Origin of the sequence: Jatrophihabitans telluris (genome assembly GCF_023516435.1) — a bacterium.
Classification (GTDB): domain Bacteria; phylum Actinomycetota; class Actinomycetes; order Mycobacteriales; family Jatrophihabitantaceae; genus Jatrophihabitans_A; species Jatrophihabitans_A telluris.
This window is the reverse complement of the sequence record NZ_CP097332.1, coordinates 12,642-29,205: the sequence shown is the minus strand read 5'-3', so window position 1 is coordinate 29,205 and position 16,564 is coordinate 12,642. Positions and strand designations below refer to the sequence as shown.

General features: G+C 68.1%; 10 protein-coding genes. 7 read left to right on the top strand and 3 right to left on the bottom strand.

What is annotated here, in order from left to right; all coding sequences use genetic code 11:
* The first annotated feature begins 498 nt into the window (after positions 1-498).
* From M6D93_RS00115 to M6D93_RS00100, 4 genes are all read left to right on the top strand, one after another.
* Entirely contained in the window at positions 499-3,096 is a 2,598-nt protein-coding gene (locus M6D93_RS00115; RefSeq protein ID WP_249771911.1) for a sigma-70 family RNA polymerase sigma factor, read from the top strand.
* A gap of 322 nt (positions 3,097-3,418) precedes the next feature.
* On the top strand, positions 3,419-3,778 hold the full coding sequence (locus M6D93_RS00110; protein ID WP_249771909.1) for a YciI family protein: 360 nt from the start codon (positions 3,419-3,421) through the stop codon (positions 3,776-3,778).
* Positions 3,779-3,884: 106 nt separating this feature from the next.
* Positions 3,885-5,318 carry an RNA polymerase sigma factor gene (locus M6D93_RS00105; RefSeq protein WP_249771907.1) on the top strand — a complete coding sequence of 478 codons (1,434 nt, stop codon included), beginning with the start codon at positions 3,885-3,887 and terminating at the stop codon, positions 5,316-5,318.
* A gap of 517 nt (positions 5,319-5,835) precedes the next feature.
* A complete protein-coding gene (locus tag M6D93_RS00100) occupies positions 5,836-8,022 on the top strand; it encodes a putative bifunctional diguanylate cyclase/phosphodiesterase (RefSeq protein ID WP_249771905.1) in 2,187 nt (728 codons plus the stop codon).
* An 84-nt stretch (positions 8,023-8,106) separates the two neighbouring features.
* Here M6D93_RS00100 and M6D93_RS00095 read toward each other — a convergent pair whose 3' ends face one another.
* From M6D93_RS00095 to M6D93_RS00085, 3 genes are all read right to left on the bottom strand, one after another.
* Positions 8,107-9,036 (bottom strand): MBL fold metallo-hydrolase, encoded by a 930-nt coding sequence (locus M6D93_RS00095; protein ID WP_249771903.1) that lies wholly within the window; start codon positions 9,034-9,036, stop codon positions 8,107-8,109.
* 69 nt (positions 9,037-9,105) lie between these two features.
* The gene (locus M6D93_RS00090; RefSeq protein WP_249771901.1) at positions 9,106-10,152 is read right to left on the bottom strand and encodes a LacI family DNA-binding transcriptional regulator; all 1,047 of its coding nucleotides are present in this window, start codon (positions 10,150-10,152) and stop codon (positions 9,106-9,108) included.
* Between the two features lie 88 nt (positions 10,153-10,240).
* Positions 10,241-12,304, bottom strand: a complete 2,064-nt coding sequence (locus M6D93_RS00085; RefSeq protein WP_249771899.1) for an RICIN domain-containing protein — start codon at positions 12,302-12,304, stop codon at positions 10,241-10,243.
* Between the two features lie 310 nt (positions 12,305-12,614).
* Here M6D93_RS00085 and arfA point away from each other — a divergent pair, with 310 nt between their 5' ends.
* From arfA to M6D93_RS00070, 3 genes are all read left to right on the top strand, one after another.
* Complete coding sequence (gene arfA / locus M6D93_RS00080; protein WP_249771897.1) at positions 12,615-14,132, top strand: arabinosylfuranosidase ArfA; 1,518 nt, start codon at positions 12,615-12,617, stop codon at positions 14,130-14,132.
* 101 nt (positions 14,133-14,233) lie between these two features.
* A complete protein-coding gene (locus M6D93_RS00075; RefSeq protein WP_249771895.1) occupies positions 14,234-15,613 on the top strand; it encodes an ABC transporter substrate-binding protein in 1,380 nt (459 codons plus the stop codon).
* 63 nt (positions 15,614-15,676) lie between these two features.
* Complete coding sequence (locus tag M6D93_RS00070) at positions 15,677-16,561, top strand: carbohydrate ABC transporter permease (protein WP_249771893.1); 885 nt, start codon at positions 15,677-15,679, stop codon at positions 16,559-16,561.
* Positions 16,562-16,564: the final 3 nt, after the last annotated feature.

Below are 16,564 nucleotides of genomic sequence, written 5' to 3'. Positions count from 1 at the left end.
GGCACTGCAGCTGGGCGCACGCCCGCGCTGAGCGCACCCTCCGGCTGAGGGCGTCCCCGCTGAGGGCGTCCCCCGCTCAGCGACGTTTTCCCGAGCGCTCCCTTTTGTTCACGCGTTGCGACTAGCCATTCTCCCTGACCTGTAGTTTCATTTGGTCTGTTCAACATTTAGCACCGGTTACTTGCTAGTTGTATGGACTGAGCTTTTAACGGGTGCCAGCCCGGCGAAGTACGCCCGGGCGGGCGAGGAGGTGGCAGATGGGGAGCGTTGTTACGGGCAGTCGTTCCTATCGGCGTGCACCCGTCGGCGCACTGCGCCCGGGCGTGTGCCGACACACGTCTGCAGCGGGTCCGTCTAACACACCGTGCGACGAGTGAAGGGAACGACCATGTCGGAACCTGGCGGCAGTCCGGTGATTGCGGCGTGGAAGGTATGGGCCGATGAGTGCCGGCGGACACGGCCTGAGGCAGCCTGTGTCGAGCGGGCGCAGCGTTGAGCGTGCAGCCCGCGGACGCCGTCGAACGTGTGGCCCCGCCCAGCGATGCAGACCTGCTGGCCGCCGTCCGGGCTGGTGACGACGAGGCCTACGCCACGCTCTGGTCGCGACACGAAGGAGCAGCACGCCGATTGGCGCGTCAGATCGCCAAGGCGAGCGATGTCGACGACCTCGTCAGTGAGAGTTTCTTGCGCGTTCTGCGCGCGATCAAGACCGGTGGCGGCCCCGATGCCGCGTTTCGTCCGTACCTGCTCAGCACGATGCGCCGGTTCAACATCGACGCGGCCCGGGCTTTCACCCAGCGGGTGACGCTCACCGGCGACGACAACGACCTCGACCTGTTTCCCGCTGACTCGGCTGCTGATCTGGCCGCCGCGACCGAGGAGCATCGCGCGGCGTGGGCGGCCTGGGCTTCCCTGCCCGAAGCCAGCCGGGAGCTGTTGTGGCACCTGCTGGTCGAGGAGGAGACGCCGGCCGCCATCGCGCCGATTCTGGGGACCACCGCCAACGGAGTCGCCTCGCGAGCCGTTCGGGCAAAGGAGCGGCTGCGCCAGGCATTTCTCACCCAACACGTCGCTGCCACTGATGACCCGCAATGTCGCCGTACCCGTGAACTCTTCGGTGGCTACGTCAGAAATGCATTGTCTGCACGCGATGCAGCCGCCGTGAAGGCGCACGTCCAGGATTGCGCGAGATGCACGGCCGCGCTCACCGAAATCTCCGACACCAACCAGACCTTGCGTGCGCTCGTCGTCCCGTTCCTGCTGGGCGGGGCGCCCGTCGCCGCCAAGTACCTCGCCGCTACCCACGCAACCGCCACACAGGTAGCCGCCACCCACGCAGTGGTAGCGACCGCGGCCCTCGGCGCGGGGCCGGCGGGAGGCGCGACCGGGTCGGTGGGAGGCGCGACGGGGTCGACGGCAGGCGCGGCGGGCTCGGCGGCCGGCACCGGGACGTGGGCGCGCGTCTGGAGCGGGCGCGCGGCCCGGTCCGTCGGTCGACGTGCCGGTTTCGCCCACGGGATCGTCGCTGCCGTGGTCGGCGCGACCGCGATCGTCACGGCGGGCGCCGTGGCCTTCGCGGTCGGAACCGTGTCCCGGGACCCCGGCCACCTCACGGTCGAAGCCGTCGCCGGCCTCGGGGCGCCGGCTTCGGGCGTTCGACCGGGCAGCCTCCCCGGCGTCAGCCCGGCGTCGTCCCGTCCCGCCGCACCGTCGATCGTGACGTCGCCTTCTCCCCGGATTCCGGCTGCTCCGGGGATTACGGCTGCTCCGGCGACTACGGCTGCTCCCGGGATTCCGTCGCTGTCCGCGTCGCCGACCGTGCCTGCCCCGCCGCCTTCGGTGTCCGCCTCCGTCGCGCCCTCTGTCGCGCCCTCTGTCGCGCCCTCGGCGGCGTCCTCGAACCCAGCGGCCGCGCCGGTCCCGCCACGTTCGGCCGCGCCGACCGCTTCCTTCGCGCCGCCGGCGACATCCTCAGGCACGCCCATCGTGGCCGTCCCGCCGCCCTCGGCGACGCCGGGCGCAGCGCTGCCGCCGGGTGTGCAGGGGGCGTCGATCGACTGGTCGGTCGTCGGTACGCCTGCCGGCGGCCTGACGTCCCTGGCCTTTCCCATCACGCTTGATTCCAGCACCCTGCACGAGGCCGGCGCGGCCGTGGTCGAGCAGTTCACCTTCGGCAACGCCGAGTCGGGCGGGACGATCGCGCTGCACCCGATGCCGAATCTGAACGGGACGCAACGGCTGCGGGCGGAGATCTCCAGCCTGATTCCGGGGACGACTTCGGTCGAGCCGATGTGCGGCACCCGCGCCGACGGCGGGGCCGGTCTCACCTGCGGAATCGATCTGGCCGCCGACTTCGGTCATCAGTACGTACTCGCGGTGATCGAATCCGCGCCCGACACGTGGTCGGGGGTGGTGACCGATTCGGTTACCGGGCGCACCCAGTCCATTGGCAGCTATGTCCTGCCGGCCGGGACCGGTGCGCTCGCCGGTGCCGGGAGTGGCTTCCTGTCCTACGATGCCACGCCTGCTCAGTGCACCCAGCTGCCTTTCGTCGGGGCCCTCTTCGGGGCGCCGACCTCGACCGACGCCGGTGGCTTGACCGGCACCGTGGTGCCGGGAGCGGAATACGGGGACCAGTGCTCGGGTCAGAGCGGCTACCGGGCCGATGTCGTCGGGGACTCGGTGCACGTCACCCGCGGCTGGATCGCCGACGGCAACCTTGCCCTGAACCGGCCCGCGAGCAGTTCCAGTGTGGAGACGCCCGCATTCCCCGCCGCCTTCGCCGTCGATAGCAACGGCGCCACTCGATGGTCGAGTCTGCGCACGGATCCTCAGTGGATCGTCGTCGATCTCGGCGCGGTACGTTCGCTGACCGGGGTGAGCATTCGCTGGGAGCGGGCCTTTGCGTCGGCCTACCAGCTGCAGGTCTCTGACGACGATGCCCACTGGTCCACGCTGGCCGACCGGACGAGCCGCGGGGGCACCGACACGATCACGGGCCTGAACGGCTCCGGACGCTACGTTCGGGTGTTCTGTACCGCGCGCGGGACCCGGTTCGGCGACTCGATCTGGGAGCTGCAGATCTTCGGCCACTAACCCGGCCACCCCCCCGTTGAGGTTGCCCTTGTTGTGGGTCCGAAGGCGTTGAGGTTGCCCTTGTTGTGGGTCCACGGGCGTTGAGGTTGCCCTTGTTGTGGGTCCGTGGCCGTTGAGGTTGCCCTTGTTGTGGGTCCACGGGTGCTGAGGTTGCCCTTGTTGTTGGGCGCCTTCCATTCCGAGCTGGCCGATCTAACGTCCTGGCGGCGATATACGGGCCGCACGAGGTAATCCGACGGGCGAACAGCGAAAGTGTCGGATCCGAGCCCACTCGATCGTCGTACTGCGGTAGGAACGATGACGACGACCCCGAGGAGCGAGAATGCGCTATCTGATGTTCGTGGCGACCGACCCCGACAACGACGCCGACCCCACCGGTGAGGGCACCATGCCCATCGAGGACTGGTGCGACACCTACGACGCCGCCGGTGTCCGGATCATGGGCGAACGGACCCGGCCCGCGCAGGACGCGACCACCGTCCGTCGTCGCCAGGGAAAGGTGCTCGTGACGGACGGTCCGTTTGCCGAGTCCCGCGAGTGGATCGTCGGCTTCGACATCCTCGAATGCGCCGACCTGGACGAGGCGATCGACGTAGCTTCCCGGCACCCGATGGCCGCTCAGGGTCGACTGGAGCTGCGACCGTTCTGGCCGTTCGAGGACGCTGCCGAAGAAGCGACGTGAGCCCGTCGACGGGGAGGGCGGCGTTCGGAGCGGCCTCGGGGCGACCGATGATGCCGGGGACGCCGAATGCGCCGCGCCGGTGGTGAAATCCCCGCCGAGAGGCACCGTGGATCACGCCGTGGCCACGGCGATCTGCGAGCAGCGGCTTCGGATCGTGGCCGCTCTGATCGGCGTGACGGGCGACTGGGATCTGGCCGAGGACGCACTCGCCGACGCCACCGAGCGCGCGCTGCGACGTTGGCCCACCGACGGGGTGCCTGGCAACCCAGCCGCGTGGTTGACCGTCACCGCCCGCCGACGCGCCGTCGATGTGTTGCGCCGACGTGCCCTCGAGACAGACAAGCTGGTCGAACTCGCCAATGATCCCGTTTTCGGGGAGGACGGCATGGCCTACGAGGTCTCGGCAGGCAGCGGCCGACCCGGCCCCGGTGGCCCCGGACCGGCAGTCTCGGGCACCGGCGCCGACGCCGGACTCCATGATGATCGGCTTCGATTGATCTTCACGTGCTGTCATCCGGCCCTGTCGCTGGAGGCCCGCGTCGCCCTGACGCTCAAGGTGGTCTGCGGCCTGAGCACACGGGCGATCGGGCGCCTGTTTCTCGTGCCGGAGGCGACGGCGAGCCAGCGGATCCTGCGGGCAAAACGCAAGATCGCGCATGCCGGCATCCCCTATCGGGTGCCCGATGCCCAGCACCTGCCCGACCGGCTCGACGGGGTGCTGGCCGTCGTCTACCTTGCCTTCTCGGCGGGATGGTCTGCCGCCCGCGACCCCGCGGCAGCGTCGGAGGCAGTACGTCTGGCGCGCCTTGTGGCGGAGTTGCTGCCGCTGGAGGACGAGGCGCGCAGCCTACTGGCGCTGCTGCTGATCCAGCATTCACGGCAGGAGGCCCGCCGGGTCGATGGTCGCCTGGTCACGCTCGAGCACCAGGACCGAAGTCGCTGGGACCGCTCTGCGATCGCCGAAGCCGACGCCCTGCTGGGGACGGGCGGTGCGGGGTGGGCGGGTGCAACGAGGGCAACCTCAACGGGTGGTGGGGGGTGGGCGGCTGCAACAAGGGCAACCTCAACGGGTGGTGGGGGTGCAACGAGGGCAACCTCAACGGGTGGTGGGGGTGCAACGAGGGCAACCTCAACGAGTGGGCGTGTGAACCGGGGTCCCTACCGGATCCAGGCTGAGCTCGCTGCCGTGCACGCCCGAGCCGAGCGCGCCGAGGACACCGACTGGGCGGCCATCCTCGGACTGTACGACGAGCTGCACGAACGGGCCCCCTCGCCCGTGAGCGGTGTCGCCCGAGCGGTTGCCGTCGGCATGGCGCAGGGTCTGGCGCGTGGGCTGGCCGAGCTCGACGCGCTGGCCGAACACCCCGCGCTGCGGGACTATCACCCCTATTACGCCGCTCGTGGGGACCTGCTCGCGCGGGCGGGGCAGCACGAGGCGGCGGCGCAGGCGCTGGCGCGGGCCGCCGACCTGGCCCCGTCTGAGATCGAGCGGACGCAGCTGCTCGAACGCCGCCGGGAGGTACTGCGCTCGCCTGGATAGCCGCGCCGAACGACCATGCCCGCGCGGCGACGCGCTGAGGCCGCTCAAGCTGGAGGACGCGATCGTTGATCGTTGGCCCGGCCCGGCCCGGCCCGGCCCGGCCCGGCCCGCTTCCGACTTATCGGACGAATCGCAGCGACATTGTTTCCGCGATGTTGCATTTCCCGGCGCCGGGTTTCAGGCGATGTAGGTCGGCTTCACTGGTCGATCCCCCGGCCGATGCGGGTCTTGATCACCCCGATGATCGCGACAGATTCGCTCGTGGTTCGCTACAGATTCGCCACCAGCCCGTCCTGGAGTTGTGCCCGTGATGCCGCGTCGGAATACCGCTGAGTCAGACTCGGCCGCAACCCCCGCCTCAGCGTCCGCGCCCACCTCAGCGTCAGCGTCCGCGCCCACCTCAGCGTCAGCGTCCGCGCCCGGGTCAGCGTCCGCGCCAGCGTCCGTGCCGGCGGGCCGTCCGACCCTCACGCTCGCGAGCGGTCTCCCCGCCGTACCGACCGAGGACCTCGCCCGCTTGCGTGCCCGGATCGCCAGCTTCGATGCAGCCCAGCGCATCAGCCGCGTCGGCTCATGGGAGTTCGACCTGACGACCGGCGAGCTGCGCGTCACCGATGCGCTGCTCGCGCTCTACGGCCTCCCGCCGGGCGCCCTTCGACAAGGCCGCCGGGCGCTGAACGACGCGATTCATCCCGAGGATCGGCCCGCGGTCGATGCAGCCATCGACGCCGTGCTCACCCAGGCGCGCCGGTTGTCCATCCGCTATCGCGTCATCCGGCCCTCCGACGGCCAGCTGGTCTACTTCGACGCCCGCGCCGAGCCCGAACTCGGCCCGTTCGGGCAGATCCTGCGGGTCCAATGCACGGTCGCCGACGTCAGCGAACTGGCCCGGGCCGAGGCGGAACTGACCAACGCCCATGCCGAACTGCTGGCCGCCCATGCCTTCCAGCAAGCGGTCATCGCCACCACGCCCGACGCCATCCATCTGTTCCATGTGGCCACCCGGCAGTACGAGCGAGCCAACCGGTCCGGGGCGCCCCTCATCGGCTACACCCGCGAGGCGGTCGCGGTGATGGCCGGAGACGCCGATCCGCTGCTGCTGCCCGCCGAGGACGCGGCACTGATCCAGGACCGTCTCGACCAGGCCTGCCGGTTACCGACGGGGGAGGTGCTGGCCTTCCGGCACCGCATCCTGCACGCCGACGGCACGGTCGGCTGGCTGTCCCGTCGGCTGAGCGTCTTCGCCCGAGACGCGCAGGAGCGCACCAGCGACATCCTGGTGGTGTCGCGTGACGTGACCGACGTCGTCGCGATGGAGGCGCGTCTGGCCCACGCCGCGCTACACGACGAGCTGACCGGCCTGCCCAACCGCCGGCACGTACGCGAACGGCTCATGGAGTCGTTGGCCGCCGGCCCTGTCCGCTCTGCCGGCCCTGTCGGCCCTGTCGGCCCTGTCGGCCCTGTCCGCTCGGTCGCCGAGTGCGCCGTGCTGCTGGTGGACCTCGACGGGTTCAAGCGCATCAACGACTCCTGTGGGCACGCCAGTGGGGACGCCGTCCTGCGGACCGTGGCCGCCCGGCTGAGCGACGCGGTTCGGGACGCGGATGTGGTGGCCAGACTCGGCGGGGACGAATTCGTGGTGTTGCTGAGTGTGCCGCCGGGCGCCGACGCCCAACGCCTGGCCTGCACCGTCGCCAACCGGATCGCCGAGTCGCTGCGGGGCTCGATCCGCATCGAGGGCGAGGAGCACCGGGTCACCGCCAGCATCGGGATCTGCCTGCCCTCGCTCACCGCCGCTCGCTCCGACACGGAGGTGGATGCCGACACGGTTCTCGCCGAGGCCGACGCCGCGATGTATCACGTGAAAAAGCACGGCGCCAACGGCCACATCGTCTACAGCCCCGATCTGAAGGCCACTTCGCTCGTTCACGACGAGATCGAGTCGGCCCTCCTGCGCGCCCTCGCCGAGGACACCGTCGAGGTTTACTTCCAGCCGATCGTGGCCGCCGGTTCGGGACAGCTGCGCACGGTCGAGGCGCTGGTCCGGGTTCCCGGCACCGATGGCCGGCACCTGGACGCGGGCACGGTGATCGCCGTGGCCGAGGAACGGAACCTGCTGGCCGAACTGGATGCTCGGGTGCTTCGCCGGGCCTGTGCTCAGGTCGCCGCCTGGCGGTGCGAGCCGGGCTTCGAACGGCTGGGACTGTCGGTCAACCGCAGCGCCATCGACATCGGCACGGCCGGTTTTCACGATCGCATCGTGGCGGCGCTGACCGGGTCCGGGTTGTCGGCCGAGGCCCTGACCATCGAGATCACCGAGACCGTCCTGCTCGACGCGACGTCGACGGCAGTGGCGGACCTGCGGCGGTTGCGGGCCTCGGGCGTGGGGCTCGCGCTGGACGATTTCGGGACGGGGTATGCCTCGTTGAGCTATCTGACAACGTTGCCGATCACCTGCATCAAGATCGATCGCTCGTTCACCAGCCGGATGCTCACCGATCCGACCTGCCGTGCCCTGCTGCGCGCGACCGTCGGCATCGCGGCCGACCTGGAGTTGAACTGCGTCGTCGAAGGCGTGGAGACCGAAGCCGAACTCGCCGCCCTGCCGGCGTACGAGCGGCTGTTGATCCAGGGTTACCTCTACGGACGGCCTTCCCGGGGCGATGTCAGCACGTTGGTTCGATCGCCGCGCCCGTCCGGCTGAGGGCTCTGCTCGCCGCGCTGTGTGCGCCGAGATCTGGTCGCCGCGACCTGCTCGCCGCGATCACGTCCCGTCAGTCGGCGCTGGTCACGCGGAGTTCGTTGCGAGCAGACCGAGCCGGTCGAGAACGGACCGGCCGATCAGGCGGATACGCATGCGCGCGGTCATGCCGCAATAGAAGATCGCGTCGGGCAACGGGTAGCTGCCCGGCCGGTCACCGATCCGGGCGACCGCGTCGCGGATCTGCCGCAGTTGGTGAGCGGTGAATTCCAGTGGAGCCTCCTCGGGCTGATAGCGACACCCGAGCGGGTAGTCCCGGCCGGCTTCGCGCGTCATCTCGATGTGGCAGCCGAGGACCCACCGGACCGGCCGGGTTTCGCTCAGCGTCACAAGGCGATCGAGGCTGTCCAGGAAGGCGGCCGTGTCTTCGACGTACAGGCGCCCGGGCAGCACCGTGTCGCCGGTGAGCAGGATCCCCGTCCAGCGGTCCAGGATCGCCAGCGACGCCACATGATGTCCGGGGATGCCGGTGACATCGAGGATCCGCCCACCGAGGTCCAGCTCGACGAGCTCCGCCGGCCACTGCCGAAATCCGAGTTCCCGCTTGATCGTGTCGACGTCGGCGGCCACCACACGAGTCGCGGGACGGTCGATGAAGAACGGGTCGCCGGCGACGTGGTCGCCGTGACCGTGGCTGTGGACCACCAGCAGCTCGTAGTCGGCACGAGGATGCGCATCGAGCCACCGCAACATGAGGTCGTCGACGGTGTCGCGGATCGTCCGGTCCGCCGTGGCGCCGGTGTCGTACAGCAGCGCGCGCCGGTTTCCGAAGAGCAGGAAGACGAACGGCGCCTCGTAGGTGGTGTCCTTGCTCTGCCGCAGGATGTAGGTGTGCCGGTTGTAGGCGTAGACCTGAACCGGCGGATCGGTCGGGCGGCTCCGGTTCCGGGAGCCGTGGATCCACTGCGCGGGTAGCTCCCCGGCGATCGGGGCGCCCGAGACGAAGTCATGATCCATCCTCGGAGTATGCCTGCCGAGCAACTGTGCTCGGACTGGGGCCGCCCTCCGCGGGGTCACCACTATCGATCAGACGGCAAGGAACTCCGCGGCCAGACTCACCTGCGTGCTCTCGCCGAGGACCAGATCGTAACGGCAGCGAATGTCGCGGTGGTCGATGGCCGAACCGGCTCGGATGCGTTCGACCAGTGCGGTGACGGCGAGTTCGGCCATGTCGGTGAAGTCCGGGGCGATCGTGGTCAGGGTCGGAATACTGAACCGCCCCTCCTCGATGCCGTCGAAGCCGGCCAGGCCGAAGTCGGCCGGGGCGTGCAGGCCGAAACGGTGCGCGGTCCGCAGGGCGCCGATTGCCAGGACGTCGGCAAAGCAGTACACCGCGTCCGGATGGCCGTCGTCGCCGAACAGGTGCTCGGCGGCACGAGCACCCTCCACCTTGCTGTAGGGCGCACCCGAGACGACGGGAGCGAGCGAGCGGTCGTAGCGGATTCCCGCCCGGCGCAGTGCCTTCTGATAGCCCTTCAGCCGCTTGACGGCGGTGGCATGGGGCGGATCGTCCTGCCGCCCGATGACCGCGATCCGCTGGTAGCCCTGTTCCAGCAGGTGCTCGGTGATCCGAAACGATGCTTCCACGTTGTCGAACATCACGTGGTCACACGGCCCGGCATAGTCCCGTTCCCCCAGCAACACCAGAGGAATCGCGCGACCGCGAGCCGCCAATGAGCGAGGGTCGAGCGTGAGGGGTGACATGATCACGCCCTCGATCAGCGGGTCGCGCAGACCCTCGGCCGCGCTCATCTCAACCGCAGGGTCCCCACCCGTCTCCTCGATGAGCAGGGTGTAACCGGCGTTGCGGGCAGCGGTGATCATCGCGGCCGCCACCTCGGCGAAGTAGGGATTTCGCAGGTCGGGAACGGCCAACGCGATCACGTCGGAATGGCCGGTGCGCAGCCGGCGCGCGGACAGGTTCGGCCGGTAGTTCAGTTCCTCGATGGCATGATGCACCCGGGCGGCGGTCGCGGCTGAGACCTTGCCGTCGACCTGGCGCAGCACGTTGGAGACGGTCTTGATGGACACGCCCGCCCGCGCGGCGACATCGTGCAGCGTCGGCTCACTCAACTGCCGCCTCCCCTCAGCTCGGTTCGTGAGCAGACTACCGCCCGGGGCCGCGTTGGTACAACGAAGGAACTCCGGGACGTCGGGTCGGCTACTGAATGCCCTCCTTGACCAGCTGCCACTGCTGGCAGTTGAAACCGGTAGCGGCCCATTGATCGGCGATCGCCCCGTCCGCCGTGGAGTTCTGGTAGATCTCGAGCAGCTTGGCGCTGTTGGAGTTCGTCACGGTCATGAAGCCGGAATCGGTTTGGGCCAGCGTCCAGCGTTGGGACGCGGTTCCCGCGGCCGGGTTCTGAATGGCGGCCGCTCCGTTGGCCGTCGAAGCGCCGGACACATCGAGCAGTTTGCCGCTGTTGAGGTTGGTGAACGTGTAGCCGCCGCTCACGGCGCCGATTCGCCATACCTGGGTGGGGTTGTCGGTGTCGCCCCACTGACCGGCCGGTGCACCGTCGGCCGTGCTGGCCGAGGCGATCTCCAGGTACTTGCCACTGTTGCGATTGGCCAGTCGGAACTCTCCGTTCGCGGCGAGGCCGGTCCGGTAGACGTCGATGGCGTCCAGTTCGGCGTAGGTGCCCGAGTACCCGAAGGTGATCGTGTTCGCGCCCGCGTTGAGAGTGGCGGTGAACTGGGCCCAGCCGTAGCGGTTCCAGTCCACCGTCTTCGGGTACGCCACGCTGAAGGGGGTACCACCGTTGACCCGAACCGACTGGCTGCTGCTGGCGCCCGTGCCGTTGTCGTACCGAACGTTGACGGTGTACGTCCCCGCGGTCGGCACACTGACGTGGTTGAAGGCCACGAGGCTGTCGGCGTAGTTGATGTTGCCGATCTTGCTGCCGTTGTCGGCATCGACCTGGCTGACCGTGCTGACGTGGGTGAGCGTGGCCCGCTCCGCCTCGTAGTGATAGGCGTTGAGCGGGACGGTGCCGACCCGGATGTCGTCGTATCCGGTGGTCCGGTTCTCGACGTTGGTGGCCTGGTACAGCGTCAACCCGTCCGGGCTGACGTCGAAGGACTGCGCGAAGCCGGCGAAGGTACCGCCCTGGCTGTCGGATGCGTCGTAGGTCGTGGCGAAGGGCAATCGCTCCCACGGCCCGTTTCCCAGGTTGTAGTTGACGTAGAAGTTCTGGCCCCCGCTGATGTTGCCAGCGCTGTCCACAGCCCACTTGGACGAAACCACGACCATCCCGTTCGGACCGCCCGCGTTGACCCAGCGGACGAACGGTGAGGAGCCCAGGCCACGGCCGTTGGGCAGCTTGATGGCGGTCCCGAGGCTGTTGGCCGTCCAAGTGAGGCCGTCGTCGGAGAACTTGTAGTAGACCACCGCGGTGTTCACCGACTGGCTCGGACGGTTGACGACCTCGTAGGTGGCCAGGTACTTCCCGGTGGGCAGCTTGGTCACCGTGATCATGCCGGGCCGGTCGCTCTGGTTCGGGATCGCGGCCACGTTGGCCTCCGCGCCCCAGGTCAGCCCGCCGTCGGTGGAGCGCCGGTAGGACACGGCCTGCAGGATCCCCCCGGCCTTCTGCCGCTCGTCGGAGAAGTAGCAGACCAGGTTGCCATTGCTGTCGAGGTTGAGCGAGGGTTCCCACACGGTGGTTGTCGTCGATGTCGGGCTCGGGTCATAGACCGCGGGGCCACCGGTGTCGACGGTGCTCAGCAGGGAGAAGGTAGCGCCGTGGTCGGTGCTCTTGTAGACGACGAGACGAGAGCTGGATCGGTCCGCCGGCATGATATTGCCGGCCAGCAGGATCGTTCCCGCCGCCAGCGCGCCCACGGTCTGTGGCACTTCGAACAGGAACGGCTGCGAGGTGAGCGTCAGGGAGGCGAAGTTGGTGCTGGGGACGACGTCGCTCAGGTGCGTCCAGCTACCGCCGCCGTCGTCGCTGGCGTAAATCGGGTAGATCTGCACACCGTTGACGAGCACGAGCTGGTCGTAGGTCACCAGCAGCCTGCCGTTACTGGTACCGCTGTGCTTGAGCGCGATGATTTTGGCGTACGTCGTTCCCGCGGGATCGAAAGAGCTGCCCGCCGCGGGCGAATACACCAGCGAACCGTTGCCGGTGGTGACGGCGGCGCCCGGCGAGGCGGGAACGAGTACCGCCGCCAGCGCCAACGCAGCGGCGGACAGGAACACGAGCAAGCGCTTGATGGGCATGATTCCCCTTCGGGTAAAGGTCATTCCTGCTGGCGGCGGGGCGATGCGGACGTGCGGGGGACCGCGCGATCGTGAGCTGTGTCACGCAATCGGTTCCTACGTTGTACTTGGTCCGCGAAAGGTCCGTCAAGACCTGGGGCCCGGTGTCCCGACTGTTACCGAATCGAGTCGGGCGGATGTCTCGTCAAGGGTTGACGCCGATGGCGAGGCGCAGGTACAACGTAGGAACCAAATTGCGCTCGACCGGAGCGGGGCATCCCGTGACAGCCGCACGCTCCGGTCGGGAAGCATTCATACGCAAGGGGAATTGATGCCCACACCAAGGCTCACCACGGTCGTGATCGACCCGGATCACCACCGTGGCCGGATCGATCGGCGGTTGTTCGGCTCCTTCGTCGAACACATGGGCCGCTGCGTGTACACCGGCGTCTACGAGCCCGGACACCCGGCCGCGGACGAGAATGGATTTCGCACCGACGTTGAGGAGCTCGTCCGGGAACTCGGCGTCACCCTCCTTCGCTATCCGGGTGGAAACTTCGTCTCGGGCTATGACTGGACCGACGGCATCGGCCCGCGGGAGAATCGTCCGCGCCGGCTCGATCTGGCCTGGCGCTCGATCGAGACCAACCAGGTAGGCACAGACGAATTCCTGCCGTGGGCCGCGGCGCTCGGTGTCGAGCCGATGATGGCGGTCAACCTCGGCACCGCCGGGGTCAACCAAGCCGCGGCGCTCGTCGAGTACTGCAACCTGTCCGAGGGCACTGCCTGGTCTGACCTGCGGCGTGCCAACGGCGCGGCAAAGCCCTACGAGATCGGGCTGTGGTGCCTGGGCAACGAGATGGACGGCCCGTGGCAGACCGGACACAAGAGCGCCGCGGAGTACGCCGCACTGGCCAACGAGGCGGCCAAGGCGATGCGCCTGGTGGATCCGGGCATCGAGCTTGTCGCCTGTGGCAGCTCCTTCCACGAGATGCCCACGTTCGGGTACTGGGAATCAACCGTTCTCGAGCAGGCGGGCGAGAACATCGACTACATCTCCATGCACGCCTACTACGAGGAATTCGACGCCGATCGCGCCAGTTTCCTCGCCTCCGCCGCCTCGATGGACACCTTCATCGACGGCGTCGTCGCGACCATCGACGCGGTGGCCGCCCGGACCCGGCGGCGTAAGCAGATCAACGTCTCCTTCGACGAATGGAACGTCTGGTACCAGTCGCGCTTCCCGGGCACCGAGGCGGTCGCGATCGATATCGCCGGCCCGCGGATCGAGGACGTGTACTCGACCCTCGACGCGGTCGTCGTCGGCGATCTGCTGTCGAGCCTGATCAACCACGCGGACCGCGTCAAGATCGGGTGTCTGGCTCAGCTGGTCAACGTCATCGCCCCGATCATGACCGAACCCGCCGGGCCGGCATGGAAGCAGGCGACGTTTCATCCCTTCGCCGCAGTGGCGCAGGCCGCCTCGGGTCACAGCCTGGTCACCCGCGTCGGGACGAGCGAGTTCGCGACCCGGCGTTACGGGGACGTACCTACGGTGGCGGTGTCGGCAACCCACGACCCCGAAACCGGGCAGGCGGCGATCTTCCTGACCAACCGGTCCGAGTACCCAGCCGAGGTCGAGGTCACCCACCGGGGCTTCGAGAGCTGGAGCACCACCGACGTGCGCACGATGATCGCCGATCAGCACGGCCCGCGTGACCGCGACGCCTCGGCTGAGGTCGGTCTGGTCTCGCTCGCCGCGGACGATTCGACGCCGGGACGCACGGTCCTCACGCTTCCCCCCCAGAGTTGGACCGTGCTGCGCGCCGACGTGGCGGCGGCCGACTGAGCACGACCGATCGAGAAGCACAGATCGAGTACCACCACCCGACCACAGACGAATCCATCCATTGATCCATCGATCGACAGACCAACAAGGAGCGAACTTCCATGGTTTCGAACGGTGTAGTTCCTAGCGGCCTTTCCCGCCGGACCCTGCTGCAGCTGATGGGTGCGGTCGGTGCGGGCACCGCTGCGGCCGGCGTGCTGTCAGCCTGTAGCCCTGGCACCACGTCGACGACCAAGGCGCTGGCCTCGGTATCGCCGAGCACGGCGAGCGGATCGGCCACGCTGTGGTTTCGTGACGATGATCTGTTGAAGGTCTTCAAGACGCTGCTGCCCGGCTTCAGCAAGAAGTACCCGAATGTGAAGCTGACCCTGGTCGGCGTCGACGTCGACACGAAGCTGCCGCCGGCGCTGGTCAGCGGCACCGGAGTACCCGACGGCTCCTTCTTCACCGACAACAACATTCTCGGTCAGGCCGAGCACCTCTATGACGTCTCGCAACTGATGAGCAAGTACACCGCCGACACCGTCCAGTACAAGCTGGACGTCAACTCCTACCAGGGCAAGCTCGTCGGCATCCCGTGGGACACCGACCCGGGCCTGCTGTACTACCGGGAGGATGTGCTGTCCGGGGCCAAGGTGGATCCCGGGTCGCTGACCAGCTACGACGCCCTGCTGAACGCCGCGCGGGAGATCAAGGGTCGCAACCCGAACGCGCGGCCGATCCCGCTGGAGCAGGACCCGAACCTGGCCATGCAGTGGCTGATGATGCTGGTCAACCAGCAGCAGGGCACCGGCATGATCGACGCCAACGGCAAGCTCACGATCGACACCGACGCCTTCCGCAAAGCTCTGACCTGGATCAAGGCCGTCGCCGACGAGGGCCTGGGCGCTCGCAGCAAGTTCGCCAGCTCGGCCCAGATCGCGCAGGCGGACGGCGACGTGATCTCCTTGGCGCCGTGGGCCATCTGGTTCAACTTCCTCATCCAGAGCACCTTCAAGAAGAGCGTCGGGCACTGGCGCGTGGCGGAGCTGCCGGCGTGGACGCCCGGCGGTGCCCGTTCGGGCGTGATGGGCGGGAGTTCGTTCGTCATTCCGGCCAAGGCCGCGCACCCCGAGCTGGCCTGGCTGTTCTACGAGTACGCGGTGTACAGCGCTGAGGGCTACAAGGGCGTGTTCGGCCCGAACAGCGTCTACCCGAACGGGATCAACACCGCACTGCCGTCGGTGAAATCGGCCCTTGACCCCGCGAACCCGTTGTTCAAGCCGTTGGCCGGATTGGGCAGCCAGTCGGTCTGGGACGTCGGGACCAAGGCTTCGCTGGCCATCCCGGCGGGTTACCGTATCCCAAGCTGGTTCAACCAGGCGGCCACCTACCTCGGTGCCAACCTGCAGAAACTCATGGACGGCAGGATGAGCGTGGACGATGTCGTGAAGAAGTCGGCTTCGGCGATCCAGACCAACCTCGTCGACCGGTCGCACTGAGCCGTGTCGGTCATCAGCTGGAACACCTCAGCACCTCGTTCGCCGGCGCTCGCGGACCCGCCCGTGCCGGTGCGCAAGCGTTCGAGGCTGCCGCGCGAATGGTGGGTGGGCTACCTGCTCATCGCACCGTTCTTCCTGCTGTTCGCAGCGTTCACCGCATACCCGATGATCTACGCGCTGGAGCTCAGCTTCAGTGACTGGCACGGAGCCGGCGTGCTGCACTGGATCGGGTGGTCGAACTACACCTATCTGCTGACCAACGCCGACTTCTGGGCCTCGCTCGGCAACTCGGCAGTGATGTGGCTGCTGATCGTCCCAGTACAGACGATTGGGGCGATCGCGGTCGCATCTGCCCTGACCCGGTCCAGGCTCCGATTCAAGAAAACCCTGCGGGTAGTGGTGATTCTTCCCTACGTGACGCCGCTGGCCGCGATGGCGCAGGCGTTCATCCTGATCTTCGACAACAACTTCGGTGTGGTGAACACCGTGCTGGGCTGGCTGTCCGGACCATCCGTCGGCTGGCTGACCACCACTACCTGGGCCAAGCCGACGATCGCGTTGTTCGTGCTGTGGAAGACCAGCGGGTTCGCGCTCATCATCATGCTCTCGGCGGTGCAGGGCATTCCGACCGACGTCTACGAAGCCAGCGCCATCGACGGCGCCGGTGCGATCCGAACCTTCCTCTCGGTCACTGTGCCCCTCGTTCGTCGCACCATCGGGTTCTTCATCGTCGTCTCCACCCTGGGTATCTCCCAGATGTTCCTGGAGCCGTACGTCCTGACCAGAGGCGGCCCGTACAACAGCTCCACTACGTCAGGGCTGTACCTGTACAACCACATCTCGGCATCGGACCTGGGCACCGGCGCAGCCAACTCGTTCCTGCTCGTGGTCCTGGTGTTCCTGCTGTCGCTGTTCGCCGTCCGGGTACTCCGGTCGAAGGAGGATTGAGCC

Excerpts from the sequence above, each read along its gene's own strand:
- M6D93_RS00110 (WP_249771909.1), top strand. The coding sequence starts at position 3,419 with ATGCGCTATCTGATGTTCGTGGCGACCGACCCCGACAACGACGCCGAC.
- M6D93_RS00095 (WP_249771903.1), bottom strand. The coding sequence starts at position 9,036 with ATGGATCATGACTTCGTCTCGGGCGCCCCGATCGCCGGGGAGCTACCC.
- M6D93_RS00085 (WP_249771899.1), bottom strand. The coding sequence starts at position 12,304 with ATGCCCATCAAGCGCTTGCTCGTGTTCCTGTCCGCCGCTGCGTTGGCG.
- arfA (WP_249771897.1), top strand. The coding sequence starts at position 12,615 with ATGCCCACACCAAGGCTCACCACGGTCGTGATCGACCCGGATCACCAC.
- M6D93_RS00075 (WP_249771895.1), top strand. The coding sequence starts at position 14,234 with ATGGTTTCGAACGGTGTAGTTCCTAGCGGCCTTTCCCGCCGGACCCTG.